This is a genomic window from Actinoplanes sp. NPDC048988, from assembly GCF_043197815.1.
GTDB lineage: Bacteria > Actinomycetota > Actinomycetes > Mycobacteriales > Micromonosporaceae > Actinoplanes.
In genome coordinates, this window is sequence record NZ_JBICTW010000015.1 from 148866 (window position 1) to 172612 (window position 23747).

Annotated in this window: 21 protein-coding genes; 8 read left to right on the forward strand and 13 right to left on the reverse strand. The window is 67.5% G+C overall.

The window, feature by feature from the left end:
• Nucleotides 1-24: 24 nt before the first annotated feature.
• The 13 genes from ACGFJ7_RS35325 to ACGFJ7_RS35385 form a co-directional block, all read right to left on the reverse strand.
• Entirely contained in the window at nucleotides 25-627 is a 603-nt protein-coding gene (locus ACGFJ7_RS35325; RefSeq protein ID WP_392646208.1) for a hypothetical protein, read from the reverse strand.
• The gene (locus ACGFJ7_RS35330) at nucleotides 624-1574 is read right to left on the reverse strand and encodes a hypothetical protein (protein WP_392646210.1); all 951 of its coding nucleotides are present in this window, start codon (nucleotides 1572-1574) and stop codon (nucleotides 624-626) included. Before ACGFJ7_RS35330 ends, ACGFJ7_RS35325 begins: the two co-directional genes overlap by 4 nt.
• A gap of 259 nt (nucleotides 1575-1833) precedes the next feature.
• Nucleotides 1834-3453, reverse strand: coding sequence for a hypothetical protein (locus ACGFJ7_RS35335; RefSeq protein WP_392646212.1), 1620 nt, complete (start codon nucleotides 3451-3453; stop codon nucleotides 1834-1836).
• Nucleotides 3450-4262, reverse strand: a complete 813-nt coding sequence (locus tag ACGFJ7_RS35340) for an SAM-dependent methyltransferase (RefSeq protein WP_392646214.1) — start codon at nucleotides 4260-4262, stop codon at nucleotides 3450-3452. Before ACGFJ7_RS35340 ends, ACGFJ7_RS35335 begins: the two co-directional genes overlap by 4 nt.
• Nucleotides 4263-4314: 52 nt before the next feature.
• Nucleotides 4315-5100: a hypothetical protein gene (locus ACGFJ7_RS35345; protein ID WP_392646216.1), complete on the reverse strand. Its 786-nt coding sequence runs from the start codon at nucleotides 5098-5100 to the stop codon at nucleotides 4315-4317.
• Nucleotides 5097-5882 carry a hypothetical protein gene (locus tag ACGFJ7_RS35350; RefSeq protein WP_392646218.1) on the reverse strand — a complete coding sequence of 262 codons (786 nt, stop codon included), beginning with the start codon at nucleotides 5880-5882 and terminating at the stop codon, nucleotides 5097-5099. Before ACGFJ7_RS35350 ends, ACGFJ7_RS35345 begins: the two co-directional genes overlap by 4 nt.
• Nucleotides 5879-6187 (reverse strand): hypothetical protein, encoded by a 309-nt coding sequence (locus ACGFJ7_RS35355; RefSeq protein WP_392646220.1) that lies wholly within the window; start codon nucleotides 6185-6187, stop codon nucleotides 5879-5881. Before ACGFJ7_RS35355 ends, ACGFJ7_RS35350 begins: the two co-directional genes overlap by 4 nt.
• Nucleotides 6184-7662: an ATP-binding cassette domain-containing protein gene (locus tag ACGFJ7_RS35360; RefSeq protein WP_392646222.1), complete on the reverse strand. Its 1479-nt coding sequence runs from the start codon at nucleotides 7660-7662 to the stop codon at nucleotides 6184-6186. Before ACGFJ7_RS35360 ends, ACGFJ7_RS35355 begins: the two co-directional genes overlap by 4 nt.
• Entirely contained in the window at nucleotides 7659-9533 is a 1875-nt protein-coding gene (locus ACGFJ7_RS35365) for an ABC transporter permease (RefSeq protein WP_392646224.1), read from the reverse strand. Before ACGFJ7_RS35365 ends, ACGFJ7_RS35360 begins: the two co-directional genes overlap by 4 nt.
• A 36-nt stretch (nucleotides 9534-9569) precedes the next feature.
• Entirely contained in the window at nucleotides 9570-10346 is a 777-nt protein-coding gene (locus tag ACGFJ7_RS35370; protein ID WP_392646225.1) for a class I SAM-dependent methyltransferase, read from the reverse strand.
• A 52-nt stretch (nucleotides 10347-10398) separates the two neighbouring features.
• Nucleotides 10399-11616 carry an ABC transporter substrate-binding protein gene (locus ACGFJ7_RS35375; protein ID WP_392646227.1) on the reverse strand — a complete coding sequence of 406 codons (1218 nt, stop codon included), beginning with the start codon at nucleotides 11614-11616 and terminating at the stop codon, nucleotides 10399-10401.
• A 114-nt stretch (nucleotides 11617-11730) separates the two neighbouring features.
• Complete coding sequence (locus tag ACGFJ7_RS35380) at nucleotides 11731-12165, reverse strand: roadblock/LC7 domain-containing protein (protein ID WP_392646229.1); 435 nt, start codon at nucleotides 12163-12165, stop codon at nucleotides 11731-11733.
• Complete coding sequence (locus tag ACGFJ7_RS35385) at nucleotides 12162-14666, reverse strand: nitrate- and nitrite sensing domain-containing protein (RefSeq protein WP_392646230.1); 2505 nt, start codon at nucleotides 14664-14666, stop codon at nucleotides 12162-12164. Before ACGFJ7_RS35385 ends, ACGFJ7_RS35380 begins: the two co-directional genes overlap by 4 nt.
• Nucleotides 14667-15835: 1169 nt before the next feature.
• Between ACGFJ7_RS35385 and ACGFJ7_RS35390 the strand changes: the two genes are divergently transcribed.
• The 8 genes from ACGFJ7_RS35390 to ACGFJ7_RS35425 all read left to right on the forward strand — a co-directional run bounded on the left by ACGFJ7_RS35390 (nucleotide 15836) and on the right by ACGFJ7_RS35425 (nucleotide 23742).
• On the forward strand, nucleotides 15836-16714 hold the full coding sequence (locus ACGFJ7_RS35390; protein WP_392646232.1) for a helix-turn-helix transcriptional regulator: 879 nt from the start codon (nucleotides 15836-15838) through the stop codon (nucleotides 16712-16714).
• Nucleotides 16711-16938: a DUF397 domain-containing protein gene (locus tag ACGFJ7_RS35395; RefSeq protein ID WP_392646234.1), complete on the forward strand. Its 228-nt coding sequence runs from the start codon at nucleotides 16711-16713 to the stop codon at nucleotides 16936-16938. The genes ACGFJ7_RS35390 and ACGFJ7_RS35395 overlap by 4 nt, the downstream gene beginning before the upstream one ends.
• Nucleotides 16939-17090: 152 nt before the next feature.
• Nucleotides 17091-18482 carry a hypothetical protein gene (locus tag ACGFJ7_RS35400; RefSeq protein ID WP_392646236.1) on the forward strand — a complete coding sequence of 464 codons (1392 nt, stop codon included), beginning with the start codon at nucleotides 17091-17093 and terminating at the stop codon, nucleotides 18480-18482.
• Nucleotides 18483-18511: 29 nt separating this feature from the next.
• Complete coding sequence (locus ACGFJ7_RS35405; RefSeq protein ID WP_392646380.1) at nucleotides 18512-19387, forward strand: phosphotransferase; 876 nt, start codon at nucleotides 18512-18514, stop codon at nucleotides 19385-19387.
• A gap of 158 nt (nucleotides 19388-19545) precedes the next feature.
• Nucleotides 19546-20808 carry a hypothetical protein gene (locus tag ACGFJ7_RS35410; protein ID WP_392646238.1) on the forward strand — a complete coding sequence of 421 codons (1263 nt, stop codon included), beginning with the start codon at nucleotides 19546-19548 and terminating at the stop codon, nucleotides 20806-20808.
• Between the two features lie 4 nt (nucleotides 20809-20812).
• Nucleotides 20813-21544 carry a creatininase family protein gene (locus ACGFJ7_RS35415; RefSeq protein ID WP_392646240.1) on the forward strand — a complete coding sequence of 244 codons (732 nt, stop codon included), beginning with the start codon at nucleotides 20813-20815 and terminating at the stop codon, nucleotides 21542-21544.
• A gap of 709 nt (nucleotides 21545-22253) precedes the next feature.
• Nucleotides 22254-23207, forward strand: coding sequence for a JmjC domain-containing protein (locus ACGFJ7_RS35420; RefSeq protein WP_392646242.1), 954 nt, complete (start codon nucleotides 22254-22256; stop codon nucleotides 23205-23207).
• Nucleotides 23208-23265: 58 nt separating this feature from the next.
• On the forward strand, nucleotides 23266-23742 hold the full coding sequence (locus ACGFJ7_RS35425) for a hypothetical protein (RefSeq protein WP_392646244.1): 477 nt from the start codon (nucleotides 23266-23268) through the stop codon (nucleotides 23740-23742).
• Nucleotides 23743-23747 lie beyond the last annotated feature (5 nt).

The following is a 23747-nucleotide window of genomic DNA, read 5'->3' on the forward strand; positions in this document are numbered from 1 at the left end:
CAGGCGACGGGCGTTGGTGACGGATCACCTGTCTGAGCCAGCGCGCTGATCAGGGGCCGAGCCGCAGTTTTTGGGCGGCAGCCACGGCGTGTGTGGGCTGCCGGGCTGCTGGGGTTTGATCTCGTTGCGGATGGCTTCGATCCAGGCGCGCAGGTCCGGCGGCGGGTGGGGCATGCTGCGCACGAGCAGCTCTGCTGCCTGGTCGGCGGTGTAGCCGGGCCCAGGTCCCATGTCACCTAGGTAGTCGGTGTTGCCGAGCACCAGCGCCACGGCGAGGCGCAGCTCAAGCGGCCAGTCGCCGCGAGGGTCGTCGTCGTTGATGTCCGTTGCCCACCGGCAGCGGGCGACGACCTCACGGCTGAACTCGTCAAGCGGTAACGCCGGTGCCGCGCTCAGAACACCAGCCGGGTCAGCAGCGAGTTGCTCGACCGCCGGGGCGTCAGGGGTGGCTGCGGGGTGGGCGTTGAGGTGCTCGGACAGAACGCGGACGAACCACGTGGCCGGCACCAGCTGGTCGTCGCCGTACGGGTGGGACTCGGCGAAGTCGGGGTGTAGGGCACATTGTGCGGTCACGGCCTGCTCGCCGATATGGAAGGAGATCTGGTCGGCGCCGGGCCGGGCGTTCATCGGCGAACTCCGAGATACGTGGTGTCCTCGACCAGGACCGTGAAGTCGGTGGCGTTCGCGGCCTGGTCGTGGGTGGCCGTTCTCGAGGTGCCGGCGGGCCGGAGCGCTGTGCTGTGCTCGTGTTCGGAGCAGCGTGGCTGCGGCGTCGACCGGTTGTTGGTGTGGCGGCGGTCCAGGTACTCGGTGTAGGTGCGCAAGCCGGGGCGGTGCCAGGGTGCAACAGTCGGATCGGCTGCGCCGGCGTCTGGGTCGGTGGAGCCTGCGGCGAGCAGGTCACCGATGGCGGGGTCAAAGGTCAGCGTGCGCTCGTATGAGTCGTAGGGCGGTGGTGCCGGGGTCGTCACGGTGGTGGTAACCGTGATCCCGGCGCGCCCGCTGGAGTCGAAGGCGCCTTCACGAACGACGGTGTGAGGGTGGCCGGCGAGCATGCGCAGGACGCCGCGGCGGGTGGGTAACGGCACGACTCGGGCGGCGAACAGCTCCGAGATCTGGCCGAACAGGTCGATGCCGGTATTCGGTGGTGGGCCGAGTAGTTGACGGCGCACCGCGTGGGGGTCACTGGACAACGGACCGTCCCAGGGCGCCGCCTCCGGTTGAGTCCACGATTCGTCGCGCTCGAGGGTGCAGCCGTGAGTTTCGTCGAGCTCGTAGGACCGGCCGCTGCCCTGATTGTCGGTCCAGGCGGCGAGATGACGTACCGATGCCGAAGGCGGGCTCGCCGGCGCAGTGCCACCGGCGGGTGGATCGGTCTCCCACCGGCGCGTCTCGACGTAGTCGAACCGCCCCGGGTGGGCCTCGTAGGGTGCGGCACTGAGGTGATCGGCAACCTGCAGCAGTCGCGCGGCCGGCACGCTCGCCGCCGCGGAGCCGGGGGCGGTGGCGGGTGCCGGCACGGTAAGGGCTGGCGCGGCGGCGTCGCTGCGGGCTTGCCGGCTCAGGTTGGGCATGTCGATGGCTCGCCGGGGAAGCAGAGCTCCAGCCGTGGTGATGGTGACGACGGCTGTCAATGCTGCGGCGACAGCCCGCCAGGGGCTGCGTGAGACCTGGTCACCGGCGGGGGCCGGGCCGGGGTCTGCCCCGAGGCTGTAGGAGTCGGTCGGCGCTGTGGGTGGCGCAGGCTGCTTCATGGTTCCTCGTGTGGTGTGGTGCCCGCGCGTGACGGGGCGAGGGGAACGGACGGGAGGTTCGACGAGAGCGCTGGTGGCGTCACCACGGTGCCCCCGAGGACCTGCCTGGCCATGCCGGCGTTTCCACCGGGTCGGCGCCGCGATAGTGCTGACGGGTGGGGGCCTCGGGCCAGCCTTCGATGTACTGCCGGTGGGTGATATCGCCGAGGTTCGGCGGCCGGCGGTCATCGCCGCACTCGATGGAGAAACCCCACTCGCCGTAGTCGACGTATTGGTCCCACGGCCCGGCGTTGTTGAAGACGGCCAGGTCGTGCCCGGCGTGCTCGGTCAGCATCCGGAACACGGCGGTCGTGGCGACGGCCTGATCGGCTGCGGGCCGGCCGCCGATGATGACGGCGGCGCCGGGTTGGCCGGTGCTGCGGCCCAGGGCCAGATCGAGGCGGCAGGGCAGGCACACCAGGCTCACTGCACCGTCGACCGGTTCCTGCGGCTGAGCGGCGGTAGCGCCGGCGAAGTCGGTGGACGTGAGCGGGCCGGGCCAGTCGGTGAGGTAGTCGGCGAGAGCGATGTCCGGTTTCGGGTCGGTGCCGGCTGAGGCGATCAGGTCGGTGGGGGTGAACGCGTATTTCCGCCAGGCAGGCGAGATATCGGTCAGGACACGAAGGTCATGGTTGGGGTGCTCGCCGAGCATCCGCCACGTCGCCCGGCTGATGTCGGCCTGCAGCCAGGCAGGCTGACCGGCGGCGATGATCGGAGCCGTCAGCGTGCCCAGCGCGCTGTGCACCACGGAGCTACCTATTCGCAGCGCGAGCCGGCAGGTGTCACAGACCAGCCATACGCCGCTGCTTGCCGGTGTGGCGGACAGCCGCTGGCGGTTGTGCAGGGCTTCGGTGTACGCACTGAGTCCGTACCAGACAGCGTCCAGGTCTACCTCCCACCTCGTCTCCGCTGCGCCCACGTCTGCGGTAGGTGGCGCGGTGTCGGACGGTGCCGGCGCACGGTGCCCGGAGGGGGGTTCGCCGTGCAGCAGGGCCGAGAACTGGTGCCGGTCCAGCGCCCGGCGCCGGGTCTGGGTGCATACGCCGCGGTGCGGTCCAGAGATCCGGTCGGTGAGGTCCAGCGCGAGAGCAGCGAACAGGGCACGCCCGGGTGCGTCCAGAACGTCCAGGTGTTCTGCGCGCACCTCGAGCAAGCGGCCGGCGAGGTCGTCGCGGCCACACGCGCCGGCCATTGCAACGCCGACGACCACCGTCGTCAGCAGGGCCGGCTTGGGCCCCTGGCCATGCTCCGCAGGGATGGACGTATGCCGTACTCCCTGGTGGGCGAGGGGACACATCCCGTGGGTATGCAGGGCGAAGTAGGCGTGCAGATGGTCGAGCATGCTCACGGCATCGGCGGAAGAACGGCCGGTATCGGTGATGCGTGCCGCGACCGCTGCCGCCACCCGGGACGTGCTGTCGAACAGCGGCAGGATGCCCGCCCGCACGGCGGCGTCGGCCAGGGTGGCGCGTTGCCGTTGCTGATCCCCGTTCGGGTGCAGCCGGGCGCTGGCCGCCGCGGCATACTGCGCCCACTGGGCCACTACCGGCCCGCGATGCGGCGCCTCGGCGATCCACCTCAGGACGATGTCGACAAGCCGCTCATCGTCGGGTGCGGTCGCAGGCTCGTGGCGTGCCAGCTCCGGCGGCATGGCGCTCATCGGGCGGCCCGTGCGGTCCGCGGGCCGGCAACGCGGGCGACCGCCCCGTAGACCGATGCCTCCTTGGGATTGACGATCTCGGTGCTGTCTGGCCGCCACGCGGTGATCGGGCCGATCCCCGGCTCGATCAGCTCAAGACCGGTGAAGAACTCGCTGAACTGTTCCTGGCTGCGGAGAACGAAGTCGTACTGGTTCAGCTGCTCGCGAGTGCCTTGGTCGAGGAAGTCGCCGGTGGCGTGCGAGGCAACCAGGTAGCTACCGGGCGCGAGGCGGTCGAGCAACTCTCGGACGACGGAGTGCGGCCGCTGGTCATCGTCGAGGAAGTGCAGCACCGCGACGAGCATCAACGCGACGGGCTGCTCGAGGTCGAGGACTTCGTGCAGCTTCGGGTCGCTGAGGATCTTGTGCGGTTCGCGCAGGTCAGCCTCGATGTAGTCGGTGCGTCCTTCGGGATCGCTGGTGAGCAGGGCGCGGGCGTGGGTCATCACCAGGGGGTCGTTGTCGACGTAGACGATGCGGCTGGCAGGCGCAACCTGCTGGGCAACTTCGTGAGTGTTGTCGGCGGTGGGCAGGCCGGTGCCGATGTCGAGGAACTGCCGGATCCCCGCCTCGCCCGTGAGGTAGCGCACCGTCCGTTGCAGAAAGCGCCGGTTCTCCCGCGCGGCGGTGCGAATGTCCGGGTACCGCGCCTGGATCGCGTCGGCGGACCCGCGGTCGGCGGCGAAGTTGTCCTTGCCGCCGAGCCAGTAGTTGTAGCGGCGTGCCGGGTGCGACACGCTGGTGTCGATCTTTGGTGCGTCGTGTGTCATGAGCTGCCTCGCGGGTGACGACGGAGCGGGAAGAAATCAGGGGCGCTGCCGGTCATGACACACCGGGCAGGCTCAGGAGCAGCCGCCACCAGCGATTGCGGCGCTCGGACCACGGCTGGGCAGCATCGTCGGCGAACGTGAGGGCGCCGAGCTCAGCGAGCGGCGACGGGTGCCGCCAGCGCGCGCAGACGTTGTCGTGCGTCGCAACAACTCTGGTGAAGGTGCGGATGCCGTACTCCGCAAGCTCGTACCGCTCGGCACTGCCTCGTGGGGGCAGAAGACGGCTGTCAGCCAGGAGTTGGGCATGGGCGTCGAGGTCGCGCCGGCACGCGCACAGCATCGCGGCCAGCCAGAGCAGCAGCGTTGCTCCGCCGCCGTCGTGCTGCTGCCTGTGCCAGAAATTCAACGCGTACGTGGCGGTACGGACGGCTTCGCCGCAGTGGCCCCGCCAGTGCAGGGACTGCGCATCGTGCAGCAGCTTCATCGGCAGGTCCGGCGACAAGGGCATGTGGTCGTACGAGGGATGTACGAACGCCGACCCTGTCCGCTGGTCAGCGGTGTCTGGCTGGGAACGCCGCGGCGAAGGTATTGAGGGTCGCGGTGGGGGAAAGCGCAGGCGGGCGCGGACGGCGTAGCGGGTCCATCTCGGGTCGCCGGTGATGTCGCTGTAGAGGGCTGCGGCCTCCAGCAGCACCAGGTCGCAGGGGGCATCATCGGGATCGAGGCCGCTCAGGTGATGTTTCAGCAGGAGGGCTGCGCCGTCGGGGTCTCCGTTGGCCAGTAGGAGGCGGGCGAAGGGCAGGGCCATCGGCAGTGCTTGCCGCTCCGCGGAGGTCATGGGCGTGCCCTTCCGCTGCTCCGCGCGCGGTAGGCGCACACACGCTGATGCTCAAGGGCCTCGGCGATCGGCAGGGTGCCGGCTACCTCGGTCGGTGGCTGCGCCGTGCTGGGGGTGGCCGGCCGTGTGATGGTGGTGCCGGCGCGGGGATGGCAGGCGTCGAGCATCAACCGGTACAGCCGCACGACCGTGACCGCCGACGGCGCGTCATCGTCGGCTGTCTCGGCCGCGGTCTGCCAACCGAGGACAATCTGGTCGAGGGCGTCGACGCAGCGGCCTTGGCGGTGCAGGCAGGTGGCATACGCCAGCCGGGCCTGTTGGGCCTGACCGGGCTGATCCGCGCTTCGATACCGGGTGATGAGCTGGTCCCAGAGTTCGGCGGCCTGCTGGTGGTGGCCGGCGTCGTCGAGGACGGTGGCGCGAGTGCGCAACGCGAACAGCGTGGCCGCAGCGGTCGGGGTGCAGGCGTGCTGGGCGAGTTGGCACGCTCGTCGCGAGATGAGGTCCCGCACGTCGTGCGGATAGTCGCGGTGCTCGGCCGCGTGGGCGGCGACGCTGACCAGGTCCTGCGGGTCGAAGCCGAGGGCGAGCAGTTCGGTGACGAATCCGGTCCATTGCTCGCTGTCCGGATCGTGCCCGGGTGCGTAGGCGGTCGTGGCTTCGTTGTGCGGCCGGTCGGGTGTGGAGGGTGCTGGCCACCGTTCGTTACGTGCCGTCCCGGCGGCGGGAATGCTGGCCGAGGTACTGGCGATGGCCGGCCGGGCGCTGCGGGGGCGGCTCATGGCGTCACCGCTGCGGGGGCGGACTGTAGGGGCGACGAGCAGGGGGTCGCGATGCGTCCGTGGACAGCGATGGCGGCGACGGCGATCGCGACCAGGACGGCGGCGACCGCCACGATGGTCCGCACCCGCCGCCGCATCTGGTCGACATGGTGCTGCCACTCGCGGCGCATATCCTCCACGGTGGGACGGGCCAGGTCGGCCTCCGCTGTGGTGCGGCCGGTGGAGTTGAGCCACCGGTCGGCGCGGGGGTCGTTGAGCGGGGGCTCGAGTCCACCGCGGGCGAAGCGCGGGTTGACCGGGTTCATGCGGCGGTTCCTGCGGTGCTGACGCCGAGGTAGGCGGCGAGGCGGGTACGGGTGGCCGGCTCGGTGAACTCGGTGGTGGAGAACGCGATGCGGCCGCCGTCCAGCACGCTGATGCGGTCGGCGACGGTGTGGGCGAACTGCTGGTTCTGCTCGGCCAGCAGCACGGCGACGCCGTCGTCGGCGATGCGGGTGATGAGCTGCGCGAGCTGGTCGACGACCTGGGGGGCCAGGCCTTCGGTGGGTTCGTCGAGCAGCAGCAGCCGCGGTTGCAGCAGTAGCGCCCGGGCGATCGCGAGCATCTGCTGTTCCCCGCCGGACATCTGGGCTGGGTAGCGGTGCTGCTTGCCGTCCAGGGCGGGCAGCAGACGCCACATGTCGTCGTGGGTGAAGCGGCGACCGTGGCCGTTGCGACGTGTCCCCGCCGCGGCCGCGAGGTTGAGGTGTTCGGCGACGGTGAGGGTGGGCCACAGCCGGCGTCCCTGCGGCACGAGCGCAACTTCGTCGCTACCGGCGTGGCGCGGGCCCGGTCGCGGTGAGATGGTGCCGCCGGGCAGGGCCGGGTGCAGCCCGGCGAGCACGTTGAACAGCGTGGTCTTCCCGGCGCCGTTGCGGCCGAGCAGGGCGTGCACCGCGCCCCCTGCCACCTCGAGGTCGACGCCGTCGAGGACGGGGGCGCCGTGGTAGCCGGCGCGCAGCTGCTCGACCGTCAAGACGGCCTGGCTGCCGGTGCGGACCGTGCGCGTCGTGGTCGTCGCGGGGGTGGCGAAGTAGGCGTCGGCGACGCGGGTATCGGCGCGGATCTGGTCGACGGTGCCGGTGGCGACGTGAGCGCCGGCGGCGAGCACGGTGACGGCGGTGGCGACGTCGAAGACCAGCGGCAGGTGGTGGTCCACGAGCAGCACGGTGATCTCGGACGGCAGGTCTCGCAGGGTCGTGGTGAGCTGGACGATTTCGGCGGGGTCGAGGCCGGCGGAGGGTTCGTCGAGCAGCAGGAGCCGGGGTCGGGCCGTGAGGGCCATGGCCAGTTCGAGGCGGCGCTGCTGGCCGTAGGACAGGGCACGTGCGGGCGTGCCCGCGTGGGCGTCGAGGTCCACGCTGGTCAGTGCCGTCTGTACCCGGCGGCGGCGCTCAGCGGCGCGGGCGCGGCGGCCGGCGGCGTGTGCGGCCACGGCGATGTTGTCGGACGCGGTGAGCTCGCCGATGACGGCGGGGTGCTGGAAGGTGCGGCCGATACCGTGCCGGGCGCGCGCGGCTGCGCCCAGCCGGGTGATCGGCCGTCCGTCGAGCGTGATGGCGCCGTCGCTGGGGCGGTGACTGCCCGCGATGAGGTTGAGCAGAGTGGATTTCCCGGCGCCGTTGGGGCCGATGATGGCGTGCCGGGCCCCCGTCGGGATGTCGAGGCTGAGCGGGTGCAGGGCGGTCACGGCGCCGTAGCGGCGGCTGACCTGGTGCAGGTGCAGCAGCGGGGTGCTCACGCCGGGCTCCCCTCGGTCAGCGCCGGGGACACGACGGCTGCCCGGCCGGCCCGGTGCCGGACGTGGTTGTATCCCAGGGGCGCGTAGACGGCGGCGAGGAACAGCAGGCCGAGCCAGAGCGGAGCGCCGCCGAGCGCGTTGGCGGCCCAGTCGCGTGCGGCGATGACGGCGAACGCTCCGGCGACGGCGCCGGTGAGGCTGGTGCCGCCGATCGCGGCGGCCAGGAACACCACCGTGGCGGCGTCGAACCCGAGATCGGCCGGGGAGACGTAGGCGTTGAGGGCGGCGAGCAGGGCCCCGCCGACGCCGGCGACCGCCCCGGCGAGGGTGTACCCGGCGGTGTGCGCCAGGGTGGGGCGGTGGCCGAGGGCGGCCATGCGCGGTTCATGGCCGGCCAGCCCGCGCAAGATCAGCGCGAGCCGTGACCGGGTGACCAGCAGCACTGCGCCGATGGTGACGACGGTGAAGGCGAGGATGTACCAGTACAGGTACGCCGGTTGCGTGGCCGGCTCGGTCCCGGGCCACAGCTGGACCGCCGGTAGCTGGAGGCCTTCGTCGCCGCCAGTCAGGGTCTTCCACTGAGAGGCGAGCAGCGCGACGGTGCCGGCGAGCATGAGGGTGATGAGCATGAACGCGGTGCCGCGGGCCTGCAGTACCAGCGGCGCGGTCAGCGCGGCTGCCGCGGCGGCGGTGGCCGCAGCGGCGGCGAGGTGTAGCAGCGCGTTGGTGTGTCCGGCGAGGGAGAGCAGGGCGGCGGTGTAGGCGCCGACGCCGGCGTAGGCGACCTGACCGAACGAGGGGAGCCCGGCCACGCCGACGAGCAACTGGGTGCTGACGGCCAGGATCGCGTAGATCAGCGCTGTCGCGGCGAGCACGACCAGGTAGCGGTCCACCAGCGCCGGCCAGGCGGCGGCGAGCACGAGCAGGACGCTCAGGGCGGCAGCGCGTACCGGCCGGGTCGACCAGGGTCGCACGGGCGCGGGGAGCTGGTCGGGGGTCGTGGCGGCGGGTGTGGCGAGGACGGCCCGGCCGCGGCGGGCTTTGACGATCAGCAGGAGCAGCACGGGTACGAACAGCGCGAACGAGGCGGTGCCCGGGGCGAGGGCTACGCCGAGGGTTTGGACTTGGCCGACGAACAGCGCGGCGGCCAGGGTGGCGGCGATGTTGCCGGCGCCGCCGAGTACGACGACGATCAGCGACAGGGTGAGGACGTGGGTGTCGGTGCCTGGGGCAGGGCCGATCAGCGGGGCGCCGAGCACGCCGGCGGTGACGGCGAGGGCGGCGCCGACGGCGAGCGCTCCCAGGCGCACGGCCGGGGTGCGGATGCCCGTGGCGGCGGCCATGGCCGGGTAGGCGACCACGGCGCGCAGCCGGGCCCCGGTGAGGGTGTGGCGCAGCAGCAGGTGCAGGCCGGCGGCGATCAGCGCGGCGACGGCGATGAAGACGAGGCGGTAGACGGGGTAGCCGTGCCCGAACAGTGCGACGCTGCCGGCCAGCGCGTCGGGCGGGTCGGCGGGTAGAGGGCTGCCGCCGAACGCTGCGTTGAAGCACGCGACGGCGAGGAACGCGACGCCGAGGGTGACCAGGGCTTGCTGGCGGTGATCGTGCACCGGTCGCAGGAGCAAGTCCAGTAGCGCTCCGCCGGTGGCGCCGACCAGCAGCGCCGCGCCGACGGCGAGCGCGAGTCCGGGCAGGGTGCCATCGGACAGGGCGTAGCCGAGGTAGGCGCCGAGCAGGTAGAGCGTGCCGTGCGCGAGGTTCATCACGCCCATGACGCCGAGGATCAGGGTCAGGCCGACGGCGACGGTGAACAGCAGCAGCCCGTAGGCCACGCCGTCGATGCTGGTCGCCGCGAGTTCTGCCGCTGTCACGGCACGCTCCTCTGCTCTTCTCGTCGGGTAGGGGTGTTAGTTCGCGGGGCGTACGCCGACGGCGGTGTGCATGGGCCAGTGCCACGCCCATACGTCGGGGTTGGTCATCGCGGTGCGCAGCGTGTCGAGCTGCTCGAGAGTCATGCCGGCGGCCAGTAGTTCGCGCTCTTTCTGGCGGCTGTTGCAGTCGTGCAGCAGCATCCCGGCGCTGCCGCCGACCCACACCCGGTTGAAGGTCTGCGCGGTGACGCCGACCAGCCCGGCGTCGGCCATGACGGCGGGGATGCGCCGCGCCCACCGCGAGTCCATGCCGCCTGCCTCGCCGAGGCCGATCAGGGCTTGCTGGAAGGCGAGGAACGCCGCGGCGACCTCGCCTGTGCCGCGGACGAACATCTCGTCGAGGTGCGTGGTCTCCCAGTCCGAGACGACCAGCACCCCGCCGGGCTTGAGCGCGGCCGCGATCCGGGCGAGGACCTGGTCGCGGTCGGCCAGGTGCATCAGCAGCAGCCGGGCGTGGATCAGGTCGTAGCCGGCGGCGGGGAACTCGTGGGTGGTGACGTCGCCGGTGATCACGGTGGTCCGCTCGTGGGCGGGGATGTGGCGGGGGTTGAGGTCGAGGACGTCGACGTGACCGGCCGGGACGAGCTCGCCGGCCATCCAGGTGGAGATCGTGCCGGCTCCGGCGCCGAGGTCCAGGCAGCGGCCGTCGTGCGGCACCTCAATGCCCTCGAGGACGCTGATGGTGTGGTCGTCGAGGACGTCGGCCAGGATCTGAACCTGCCGGGCGGCCTCGGCGGTGTCGTTGTCGAACATGTACCTGCTGGTTGGCGTGGTGGTGTCGGTGGAGGTCATAACAAGGGGCCTTTCAGCTGCCGAGGGTGGTCAGGGTCTGCTGGGTGACGTTCGCGCGGGTCCGGCCGTCGAAGGCGACCTTGCGCAGGTACCAGGCCTGCACCGGGGAGTGACCGACGGTGCCCAGCCGGAAGCTGCCGCGGGGGCTGTCGATCGCGCCGAGCTTGCCGATCGCCGTGTTGATCGACTCGCTGGTCGGGTTCGCGCCGGCCGCGGCGATCGCCTGGTCGAGCAGCAGGGCGGCGTCCCAGGCGGTGACCGAGTAGATGCTCGGCGGCTGCTGGTACTTCTTCTGGTACTCGGTGGAGAACGTGCGGTTGGCAGGGTTGTCGAGGTCCGGCACGTAGTTCATGACCGTCTGCACCCCGTCGGCGGCGGCGCCTTCGGCGGCCAGGACGGCGCCCTCGGTCAGGAACCCGGCGCCGTACAGCGGGATGGCAAGTCCGGACTGCTTGTACTGCTTGACGAATTCGACGGCCATGCTGCCGGCGTAGAAGACGTAGACGGCCTTGGCCCCGGAGTCCTTGATCTTGTTCAAGTAGGGCAGGAAGTTGACGCTGGTAGCCCCCCACGGGGTCCAGGCCGGTTTGTCGCCCTCGTTGGCGAGTTTGCCGCCGGCCTTGGTGAAGGCGTCGGTGAAGCCGCCGAGCTGGTCCCAGCCGCCCTGGTAGTCCGGGGCCATCAAGTAGACCGGGCCGTTGACGGTGGTGCGGACGTGGTCGGCGATCGCGGCGCCGGTCTCGCGCGATTGCCACGAGGTGTGCCACACATAGCCCAGGTCGGCGGGTTTGAGGGAGCCGGGCCGGCCGCCGGTGCCGATGAACGGCACCTTGCGCTGATTCGCGATCGGCGCGATCGCGACGGTGGGGTCGGCGCTGGCGGTGCCGACCAGCACGGTCGCCTTGTCGGCGTCGAGCAGCTTCTTCGCCGCAGTCAGCGCGGTGCCCTGGTTGACGCCTTCGTCACCGGTCGCGGTGGTGACCGTGTGGCCGCCCAGCTTGCCGCCATGGGAGTCGAGGTAAAGCTGCCAGCCGCGTTCCATATCCACACCGAGCGCCTGATACGGGCCGGTCTTCGGCCAGATCAGGCCGATACGGATCGCCCCATCGGCCGACTTGTCGTTGTCGAGGCTGGAGCCACTGCATGCGCTGACAGCGAGCAGCGCAACGGTCAGCAGGCCGGCGAGGGCGCAGCGAGTACGAGAGCGTGGATGGTGTGACCGGGGTTTCACGCGGACTCCTGGGTCAGTGATGGAAGGGTGGTGGGCAAGCCGACCGTGACGACCGGCCGGCCCCGAGCGCCGCAGAGAGGCGCCCAGCGAGGGGTTAAGCCGGCGGGGCCGGGCTCAGCTGAAGACGCGGGCACCGGGGTCGAGAATGCGACCGGCGGATTCGCCGAGGCGGTCGAGCTCGAAGAACAGCTGGTCCATGTTGGTGTCGTGACCGGCGAGCACCAGCAGCAAGGCATGCTCGGTCGGTTTCTGGATGACCATGAAGCCTTCATCGAGCTCCACCAGCACGTGGTGGGTCGCTCCGGCGTTGAGGTGGCCCGCGATGCCGCTGATCATGCCGACGATCCCGGACGCCGCGGCCCCGAGCGGATCACCGTTCTCCCGGCGCAGGTTGCTCGACGCGGCGCGAGTGATGCCATCGGCGCTGGCCGCCACGACGAGCGCGACGCCGCGGACTAGCTGCGGCAGCTCGTCGAGCAGCGCCGTGAACTGGGTGACCGAGGGAACGCTCGCGTGGTAGCCGGTGGGGCTGACGGGTGACATGGTCATGATGGGCCTAACTGTCCGGAGGGAGACCTGGCGGGACGGCGCATAGCAATCGCGGCAGCGCTGAGCTGGGCACGAGAACGTTGAGGATCGCGCTGGCGAGGTACCGGCTGGACGGACGTGCGGGGAACCTCGTACTGGCGGGGCTGTCGTTTCGGCAACCCGCTGCGGGTCACCTGCTCTGCTGGCGGGGCCGTATCCGGCCCGGCAGCACCGGCGGCATGGGCAGCCATCACGCTGGCGCCCTGCTGCCATTGCTCCCCCAGTGAGGGAGGTGGCTGGTCAGCACCGCCCGCGCCGGCGAACCACGGGTTGGCCGAAGCAAGCTGATCGAATATCACCGTGGGAGCCGATGCGCCCTCGTGGTGCGGTGCGACGGACGCCGGTGGTCGTCCGGCGTACGGCAGCAGCTCCTGGGTGGGCACCATAACCGCTACCGCCGGTGCGGCGCTGGTCAGCGCGGAGAACGGTGCGGTGTCGGCTTGTCCGTACGGCTGGTCCGGGACCGCGCCGCGAGCCGACGTCTGCGCGCTGGTGGGCTGACGAGGCAGAGCCGTTGGTGCAGCGGGCTGCGGTTCGGCGACCTGGAACAGCGTGGCCGGCAGGTTGAGGTCGACGCGGGTTCCTTCGCCCTTGCTCGAGCGCAGGTTGACGGTGATGCCCAGACGTTCGGCGATGCGGCCGACGACCGGCAGGCCCATGTGCCGCACCGTCTGGGCGTCCAGGCGGAAGTGCCGCAACCGCTGCCGCTGTTCCTCCAGCTCTTCCGAGTCGATCCCGTAGCCCTCGTCGGTGACCTGAATATGCAGGGTGTCGCCGACCACCTCAGCCTGCACATACACCAGCGTGTGCGGTGGAGAGAAACGGGTTCCGTTGGCGAACAGCTCGGTCAGCAGATGCAGCAGATCCGCGACGGCGAACGCCTCGATCATGATGTGCGCGCCCACGTTGTTCTCGACCCGCGTGTACTGATCAATCCGGCTGAAGGCGCCACGGACCACGTCGAACAGGGCGGTCGGTTCGTGCACATCCTCGCCGGCGCGCCCGCCCGCGATGACTAGCAGGTTGCCGATGGTTCGCCGCGCCAAAGTCGTGCGGTGGTCCAGTCCATACAGCTGCTCGAGCCGCTGGACGTCTGCCTCGGGCCGTTCCAGCTCGTCAAGCTGGCTGGTCAGCATCTCGATGTGCGACAGCAGCCGCCGGGCGACGTTCTGCACGACGTCATCGACCGTGGCCCGGGCCGTAGCCTCCTGACCGGCCAGCTCGACGGCTGTACGGGCCACCTGCTCGAACGCCGCGGCGACATCGCCGACCTCGCCGCCGCCAATGGCAGCCAGCTGACCTGCCGCGGTATCAGCATCGGCGGCAGTGTGAAGCGACTCGCCGGGGCCGAGCTCCCAAGTGGCTGGGCCGGTGGTGATCCGGCGAACCATCTCCGGCAGCCGTACGGTGGCCATCCGTTGGGCACCAGCTTGCAGCAGCCGCAGCGGACCGGTGATCGACGCGCTGACCCGCCACACCACGGTCCCCAGCACGACCAGGACGGTCACGACGCCGATGCCCAGCCACAGCAGGTTGTTCCGCTGCTGGTCGCGTTGGCCGGTGACCGAGGCAAGCAGGTCGGTGTCGAACTGGTGCTCCGCGGCGTGCAACTGCTGCATGCGGGCGTTCGTAGCCGTGACCCAGTTACTGGCGCTGCTTCCCAAGTCCAGCGGAGCGTTCGCTTGAGCCCGCGCGGCGACGCCCTGCAGCCGCTCACCCGCCAGTGCGGTCTTACTGCTGGCCTGCCCAGCGAGCGTAGCCTGCCAGTCTGCAGGCGCGATCTGCCGAAACGTCTCCAGCGCTTCGTTGAACGTGGCGTTCGCGCTGACGATCTGCTGCTGTTCGGCGGCCGTCAACGGCGTGTCCCGGATGGCCGGCAGGACCGCGACCTGCATCAGCCCGAGCGCTTCGATGGCCTGGGACACCGTGGCTGAGGCTCGCAGGCCGTTGGCGGTCTCCGCGTCGACGCCGAGCTGGCTCAACGCGGTTCGGTAGCCGCCGAGCTCGGCGGTCAGCGCTCGGTACCGGAAGATCGTCAAGCTGCCGGTGGCGTCTTGGCCGCTGCGGACCTGCTCGCGCAACAGCGGTAGCGCCGTCAACTGCGCATCCAGGCGCTGCAACGGCGCTGCCAGCCCGGCAGGAGCGTCAAGGTCCTTCTGAGCGGCCACGAACTGCGCGGCGGCCACGTCGGTGACCTCCGCCTGGCGACGGTACGTCTCGATCACCCCGGGCTGGCTGGACTGCACGAACACCGCCGCAGCCGCCGCGCGCTCCCGCTGCAGCTGCGCCGTCAGCTCACCAGCGATGACGCCGACGTTAACCAGCCGACGCGCCTGTTCGGCCTTCAACGCCGCGAACATGCCAGTGACACCGATCAGCGCCGCTAACGTCAGGATCGCCACAAGCGGCACCGTCAACAACAGAGCCAACTTGGAGCGGATCGGACGCTCCGCCAGCCGCATCCATCGGCGCCCACCCTTCCGCGGCGAGGCGGCGGGGGCCGTCATGCGATCGCCGCCGGCACCATCGTGTCGGTCGAAGCGCTGACGCAGGTGCCGCCGGGTGGACGGTTCGTCACGAAATTTTCACGCTCAGCGGTCGGAGTTAGCGTGGAAAGCCCGATGGCGTCTGATGGAGGCACTTCGCAGGATTGGGCGTCGATAAGGGCCGTCATTCTCTGGTGGAAGGGACCAGTGCTGGCCGCTTTCAACCTGGCCGCCGTCCGTGCTGGGATGCAGGGATACCTCTGACCGCATCGCGGATTGGCGCATCGGGCATCGAAAGCTGACAGAGCGTGCTGCGACATCAGCGTTTGGGCGCGTATCCATAACGCGCGGTCACAAGTACGCGGTGGCAGGAGGAGATTGCTCACCGGCCCAGGGGAAGACATGGAGGAAGGGGTCTCTCGTCGCGAGGGAAAAGATAAGGGCTGAGCGGTGGTGTGCCGGCCGGCCACGGGGGAAGCTTCGGCTGGCACACCACCGCGAGGATGCACGTCGTTAGGGATAAGCCCGTCGGCTGCATTGTTCGGGTGCCGCGACTTCTCCTCCTTCGGCCTGCGTCGGGTCGTTCGGACGTAGCTCGAGTCGACGTGCAGGTGCCTGTCTCGCGATTTGCTCCGAGGCGGGCGGCGATTTTGCAGCAACGCCCGCCCCGGAGCTGTCAGAGGCTTCGTCCGTAATGCTTCGTTCGTCGATGCATACGTCGAAGGGTCGCGAGGATTCGGCCGGCCAGGGACCGCAGCATCCTTCATCTCGCTAATGGTTGACGGATTCTCGGTGACGGAGCACGGCAGCATACTTTCGATTCTCAGTACAGCCATGTTCGCCTCCCTGGTATCACGGAGATACGCTGGTGAACCCGTCCATGTGCGCTCGATCACTGGCGTGTTGCAACAATCGCGGAAAGCGTGGACAAGGGGAACTACACCGTCGTATGCACTCGGCAACGTGAGGTGTACCTAGTTCTAGGTGCACATGACGGTGCACATCAAGATGCACAGTCGATCTACCTGGGGATATTTAGCTTCACTCGAAAACCCGACATCCAGAGGCTTGAGGGACGGGATACGATGCCGCCACCGAGGCCTCATGATGAGGCCGCGATGTAGCGTCCGCACCCGGAGGTCGCATTGATCAGCCCACTCGCCAGCCGGCTTTGGCTGGCCTCGGAGCTAGCCGAGCTCGTCAAGCGCTCGGGTTGCACTGCCGGGGAACTAGCCCGCAAGGCGGGTGTGGACCCACGCAAGATCAGCTATCTCTTGAAGGCGGAACGCAAGTCGAGTGTGCAAGACATATCTAAGATTCTGGACGCGCTGGATGTGGCACCTCAAGATCAGAAAGAGTTGCTATATGCCGCTGCTGAGGCGGAGAGAAGCGGATGGTGGGATCGCTTCAGCATTGAAATGGGATCCCGTCAAGCGACGTACGCAGACCTAGAGGTCGGCGCGGCGATTTGCGAGTTCAGCCAAACGTTATTTCCAGGTCTTCTGCAGACTGAGGAATATGCCACAGGTCGAGCCGAGGCAGATCGAACGTACCATTCGAAGCGGTTTCTTGTGGAAAGAGCCGTGGAAGCGAGGTCTCTACGCCAGAAGGTCTTGTCCGGTTTGACTGCGCGTGGATACGAAGTCATTCTTGATGAGGCGGTGCTGCGTCGGGCCGTGGCTGCGGCCCCGGTGATTCGGGATCAGATCAACCATATCGTCGGAATGGCTGTTCAGAACTCGAAGGTATCGGTCCGGCTTCTCCGCCTTGGGGTACCTCTACCGAGCGAGGCGATCCCAGCAACGTCATTCTCTATCTACCACTACCGGGAGCTTCAAGGCCTCGAGGTGGTCGCTGTAGAGACTGATGACTCTGACCTGTTCATCACGGATCCGTCAAAGACGGCTGCCTATCGTCACCGATTCGGGCTGCTCCGCTCAGCTGCCCTCAGTCCAGCTGAGACATTGGAGTTCCTGGTCGCTGAGGCCGAAAGCTTGTCTCAATCAGCAAGGAGATCAGCATGACCACCCCCTACACCAGCGCGTCGGGCCGGGTGTACCAGTCCTTCACGAAGTCGGGGCGGAGTACGGGAGGCGGCAACTGCGTTGAAGTTGGCACTGCCTCCGACGGCACGATCGCTTTAAGAAATTCGAGGTACCCCACGGGCCCGGTCATTGAGCTCGAGCCCGATGTATTCCGCCAACTCGTGACAGATATTAAGGAAGGAGCTTTCAACTTCTCTCGGTAGCTTCACCAAGACGTCACATCGGCTGGCGCGCTGGAAGCAAGATCATCTCTCGCGCGCTTACCTAGACGCAGGGCTGGTTGCACGGGCGCCGTTGGTGCTGAGATGATGACCGACCTGGTCCCATCAGGACGAACCAGCCGTTGGGAGGGGCGATGCCGAAGAAGAACCCTATTGCGAACGAGCTCTTCTGGCGTGCCCGGCTTCGCGCGAACCTGTCCCGGGCCCAGCTGGCGGATCTAGCTAACCAGCAGCCGACCATGGCTGCTTGTAAGCACGTGCCGCTGAACGAGAACTGGATCGGCAGAATCGAGCAGGGGCGAATCGGTGGCGGCATGTGCCACGAAAGGCTTACGGCAATCTGTAAGTCTCTTCAGGTTGACGATCCCGCTGATATCGGATTAATTGCCGAACGTAGACTCCCAACCCGCTCGGCTCCGACCCTTGCACGGCGAGCATTACCGAATCTGGTAGCCGAGCGAGGCGACCCAAGATCGCTCGAATCCCAAGAGCAGCAAAGAGTTAACGAGAGATTTGATGTCGCTCGCATCAACCGACGCCCACTGCTCGACACGCTGAGAGCACTTGCCGCCGAGCTGGGGCTAATCGGCGCTGAGCAGTTACCGCGCAGGCTTATCGGCATTGCTGATATCGAACAGCTGACGAAGATTACCGCTCTTTGTCGCACAGCCGACCGACAAGCCGGCGGCGGAATATTTGTTGAAGAAATTGATAATGTCGCTCGACTCGCCCCTAACTTGGTGCACCAAAAAGTGGCCGCGGACGTTGAGCCCCAACTTTTCGTCGCCCTCGCAGAGCTCCGATACCTTGCTGGCTGGACTGCCTTCGATGCCATGCAGTTCGATCGAGCGAGTCGGCATTTCACCGCCGCAGAGCGCTTCGCGACCGAATCCGGAGATCGCTCACTTCTCGCCTTCGTGCGTTATGGACAAGCGAAACAACTCCAACACCAACGCGACAACCGCGAGGCATTGCAGGTACTTGCCCTGGCTCATCGCGGTCTCACCGCGACGCCTGCGCTCACCGCGACCGTTCGTGGTACCGAGGCCGCGTCGCTTGCAGCCCTAGGAGATTTCGACGCCGCCCGCGCCGCACTGGAAGATGCCGTTGCAGCCCACTCAAATATCGTGGCTGGCAACGAGCCCAACCGTCTTGCTTTCCGCGACATCGGCGAGGTATACGCCCAGTATGGCCGCGTATACAGGGACTGGGCGCGACGCGATCCCGACCAAGGCGTGGAAGCCGTCCGTTGGAACAGCAAGGCAATCGCCGAACTAGGGCCTTCAAGCGTCCGCAGCATGATTCTCAACCGCGTGGGCCTGACCTCCTCGTACTTCCTCGCCGGCGATCCAGACCGAGCCGTCGCCGAAGGCGCCCACCTGCTGCATGCCGCTTCCCAAATCAACTCACCACGAGTCGTCGACCGCATCGCCAACCTCCGCCGCGATGCCATTGCTTACCGAGGGAACAGCGCCGTCGACGACTTCCTAGCAAGCCTTCCGCAACCCGTTAGAGTCGCCGCGTGAGCGAAAACGGCCGATTTACCGAGTCAGCCATGTGGGACGCGATGCGTCGCATGGCGGATAACATCGGCGCCGTCGCGGACGACGCCACCCTGCTACGACTCGCCAACAACGCCGCGTTCGCGCTGCCCACCGCCGGGCTGGTCATCCGAATCAACCGGAGCCTCGGACTTCGCGACCGCACCTACAAGAACGTCCTCCTGGGAGATTGGTTCGCCCTAGTCGACGCACCAACCATCCGACTTGCACACGGCATGACACAGCCCATCGCCGATGGAGACCTTCTAGCCACGGTCTGGCAGCTCATCGAGCCACGGGAGCCCCAGCCGTCGGTCACCGAACTCGGACATGTCCTCCGTACCTTCCATGGACTCGGGCTGCCCGACGAGCCACTACCTCTTTGGGACCCGCTCGGTGATACCCGCACGCGTGTCAAAGACGCCGAGGGTCTTGACGACGGTGACAGGAACTATCTGCTCGACTGGTGCGATCGCCTCGAACCGCGCCTCGACGACTACATCGCCCAGCAGCCAATAGGGCTGGTCCACGGCGATGCCATACAGGCCAACCTCCTTCGAGGAACCGACGGTCGAGTGCTGCTGTGCGACTTCGACGGAACCTGCCGCGGCCCGCAGCTAGTGGACCTGGTCCCCACGCCGGTGAATGAGGCGCGGTTCCGCCGGCCCGGAGGTCACGCTCAACTGGTCGCAGGGTATGGCTACGACATCACCACAGACCGCGCTTGGCCCCTGCTCCGAGACGCCCGGGAACTAAAGATGGTGGTCGGTGCACTGCCCCGACTCGCGAGCGAACCCCACGCAGCTGAAGAGTTTCAGAGACGCCTCGACTCAATACGCGCCGGTGACACGACTGCTCGTTGGATCCCGTTCGCGCAGCTAGCTCGTTGACACTCGGGATGATGATGGTTATCAATCCCGTGATGCATGCAGCTCCGCGGTCTCAGGGGTGTGCGGAGCGGCGCTCGAGTGGTTGCGTTGTGACTGAATGTGCTGGGATGATGGCCGATCTGGTCCTGTTGGGATGAGTCGGGCGGGAGCGCGCCGCGGTGGCAAAGAGGGACTTCGAGCCCAACAAGTTGTTCTGGACAGCACGCGAGGCGCTAGGGTTGTCGCGACTGGCTGTTGCGGACCATGCCAACCAGCAGCCAATCATGGCTTCGTGCGAGCACCAGCCGATGACCGAGAACTGGATCGGCAGGATCGAACAAGGCCGCATCGGCGGGGGCATGTGTGCCGAACGCCTGGCGGCTCTCTGCCTCACACTACGAGCCGGCAGTCCGGCAGGGATCGGCCTGGTTGCTGAACGGCGCCGACCAACCCGCTCGGCGCCGTCGCACCCCCGCGCCTCTCATCGTCGACAAGGCGAGCCGGAGCCTGATCGAGACGCATGGGCCGTTCAGGAGCATGCGGCCGACTGCTTGGACGTGTCCGAAAGTCCTGAAGAATTGGTGGTCATATTAGACAGCCTTACCGAGTCGGCGAACCGTCTTGGATGGACGGCAGTCCAGCCGCTGGTCCGGCGAAATCTTGAAGCGTTTGATCGCCTGCGACGTAGTGGCCGAGAAACCCGAGGCCTTCTGGCGTTTGCGGAAGCCCGCTGGGCCGAGTTCATGAGCTGGGCATCTGATAATGGCGGGGCGGACGAAGGCGATAACTGGCTCAACCGCGCGCATGTCAAAGCTATCGACGCGAATGATCAGGCCCTCAAGGGCTATATGTTGATGCGCCGGAGTCAGAAGGCGCTCGATAATGGTGACGCGCGTAGGGCGGTCGACCTTTCCCGCAAGGCGCTTCGTGAAGAAGACCTACCCCCAAAGGTTCGGGCGCTGTGTCTCGCCCGTCTTGCTGAAGGGCTCGCGCTTTCCGGTCACGAAGAGAGCCTCGAGGTCTTGTCTTCGGCCACACGAAGAACGGACGCTGCCGTCCAGCGGCCCGAAGACCTCATAGCTCAGCACTGCGACCACCGCTACGTGCTGGCCGCTCGCGCCCGTTGCCTCCACCTTCTTGGCCGTCCCGACGAAGCAGTCGCTCTTATCGACGAGATCTTCACCGATGCGGCGCCGGTGGCTCCGGTCGACAGGAGTATGTGGATGGTCTACCGCGCCGACGCGCTGGCGCACAGAGACGCGAGACAAGCAGCAGCTGGCGGGATCGATGTACTCAGCTCGACGAGCCGTGGCACGTCCGCACGTGCCGTTCGGGCCTTGCTGCCATTGGCGGTGAGGCTCCGGCCACACGCGCACCATGGCCCCGTCGGGGAGTTCCTCACTGCGCATCGAGCAGCCTTGGCGGATCTACTGCCAAAATGATCAGGTGGACCAGATTCCGAGCATCACCAGTGCCGATGTGCGTCGCGACGAACCCGTCGTAGCCGTCTTGCCGGTCGGCAGCTTTGAGCAGCACGGCGATCACCTGCCTCTAGCCACAGACACGCTCGTAGCTGCCGCGATTGGCGCCGGCGTCGCTGCCCGGTACAACGTCCTGCTGCTACCTGCCCTGCCAGTGTCCTGCTCGCAGGAGCACTCCCAATGGCCCGGCACGGTTAGTATCAGCTACCACACGCTTGCCTACATCGTGACGGATATTGAGGCATCCTTGAGAGCTCAAGGGATCAATCACCTTGTAGTTCTCAACGGCCATGGCGGCAACTATGTGCTAAGCAATGTCGTCCAAACAGCCAACGCGGAAAGGGCAGGCTCCATGAGCCTCTTCCCGACCCGAACTGACTGGGATACGGCACGCCAAGCAGCGGCGCTAGAGTCCGACGCGCACGAAGACATGCACGCCGGCGAGCTTGAAGTATCAATACTCCTTGCTTCCTACCCCGACGCTGTCAGGGAGGGCGCGCTGACGGCCGACAGCATTGCCAACGATCGAGAGTTTTTACTTGTGCACGGCATGGGACCCTACACTGCGAATGGTGTAATCGGCAAACCCGGCGCAGCGAACGTAGATAAAGGAAAGGCCCTGTTGGTGAGCCTTGTCGATTCCTTTGCGAAGCATCTGGACGCTCTCGGAGTTGCTGACGTAATCAGGCAGAAATAGCCCGATTGAACGAGCGTTATTTGTTGCATATGCCGCCGCCAGGTGTCGATAGGGTTGCGCCGAGGCGAATCCGACTGCCGCCCGCCTTTGTTGGCTGTCAATCTTAGTGCCCGAACAGCTCTGCGGCCTTCTTGCGGCGCTGATGACTTACCGTCACGCTTGGTAGACGTGCGCTGGGGGCCGTATGCCGAGAACTCGGGATGCGCACATCTGTCAACATGATGCTGCGCCGTGGCCCCGCCGCGGGGTCTTCTGCTCTGAATCTGCTCTACCTGACGCTGAGTCACCTGTAGATATATTCGATGTGGCTCCAAGTGCGCTCGGGGCACGTCTTCGGCAGGCGCTTCTCGTAGAGGTTTGGCCAGTTGATTCGCTTTAAGGAACTCAGCCATCTTGCTGCCGGTAGTAGGCCCCATTGTCGATCAACAATGAGTGACGGCGTGCATCGGTCGACCAAGCAGGCGCTCCCTGGCTATGCACCGTCATGTGCACCTAGCGGGCCGCGAACGGTGCACACGACGGTGTAGTTCCGGCCCGTCGAGCTTTCCGCGATTGTGAATGCAGGAAAGAAATCAACTACCGCCAAACCGGTGACGCATTCTTATCCAGGGGGCCTCATATCATGGTCTTCGTTTGCGTATGCCCATAGAGGGAGCGCTTGGTCAGTCATTGCATCCGTCGGAACTTCTTCCCGCCCTTGGAGGTCGGAATGTCTCTGTCGATGTTCATCGGCGACACCACGGTCGGCGAATTCATGACCGCATGGCCGACCGAGCCGACGCTTCACAAGCCCCCAGACGATAGCCGTCTTCTCAGCCTCGTCAGCTCAGGGCTGATCAACGAGTACCTCGACACCGGTACCGCGCCGGCAGAACAACTCATCGTGATCAAGGACGGCGCAGCGCTGCACACCCGCGCATATACGACGGGCGGCTATCTAGATCCCGCAAAGATCGCGAAGTGGCGCAGCCGCGGCTACACCGTCCAACTACGCAACCTCAATCGCTGGTGTCCCCCGGTACACGGGATCTGTGCGGCGATTCAGGACGAGACAGGGTACGGCTGCTACGCCACTGGCTTCGTCACCCCGGCAGGGGGACAGGGCCTGTACCACCACTGGGACCAGAACCTGGGTCTGATCTACCAGATCTCCGGCCGCAAGACCTGGCAGCTCTGGGAGCCCGGCGTCGAGGAACCCCACAACGAGCAGTTCGCGTCCAACACGCCACCGGGCAGCGATGTCATCGAGCGCACGAAGTCGATGCACCCTGACTTCGAGTTCGACCTCGGCCCCGGCCAGGTCCTGGTCCTCCCGCGGGGCTGGGTGCACAACCCGCACGCTCGTGGCCAGACCGAGGACAGCGTGCACGTGACGTTCGTGGCTCGGGAGCTCACCGGCTACTGGATCGCGGGAAAGCTGGCCCAAGCCGCGCTTTCCTCGACACCCTTGCGGCGCGTCATCCCGCCCGCCAGTGTTGTCGATTCCGTCGCCTTCGCCACGCAGGTCGCCGGGGCGCGAGACCTGCTGACTCAGTGGCTCGCCGACGCCGACGTCGGTGCTCTGGCCGACGAGCTGCTCCACATCGCCCGTACCGAGCCGAACGTCGACTACGTCTCTCACGCGCCGCGGCCTCGCCCCGCTGGCCAGCCAACGTCTCGCTGATCAAGGGATTCCTCCGGTGCAGCAGGCGCCGGTGATCCATAACCCCCAAGGAGCAGTCGTGACCCTCACACCCACGTTGCCGGTCCAGGCCGACAAGGACCCCCAGGCCCTCATCGACGCGCAGACCTTCGACAAGCTCGCCCTGCACTTCGCCGCCGTGCAGGAGGTCACCAAGACCTACGCCCGGCGGGCCGTCGGGCAGATGCTGCTCATGCTCAAGGCGCACGCCGACTCGCAGCACGACCCCGACTTCGGCCGGCTGCTGCCCGACGGCCGGGCGTACCGCGTCGTCCCGACCGAGCCCGTCGACGCGGCCTGGCACGTTTCGCTGCAACACACCGAGCCGTACGCCGCCGCCTGCGAGCAGATCGCGGGAGGCTTCGTGCACCACGTGCCGATCCTGACCGAGGGCATGGCGGACGGCTCCTCCATGGAGTACACCCGCCAGGCGCTGAAGGCGACCGGCTACTACATCGACCCCGAATTCTGGGACGGCGAGGCGAAGTCCTGCTGCCCGCCGAACCCGGGCGTCTGAAGGAG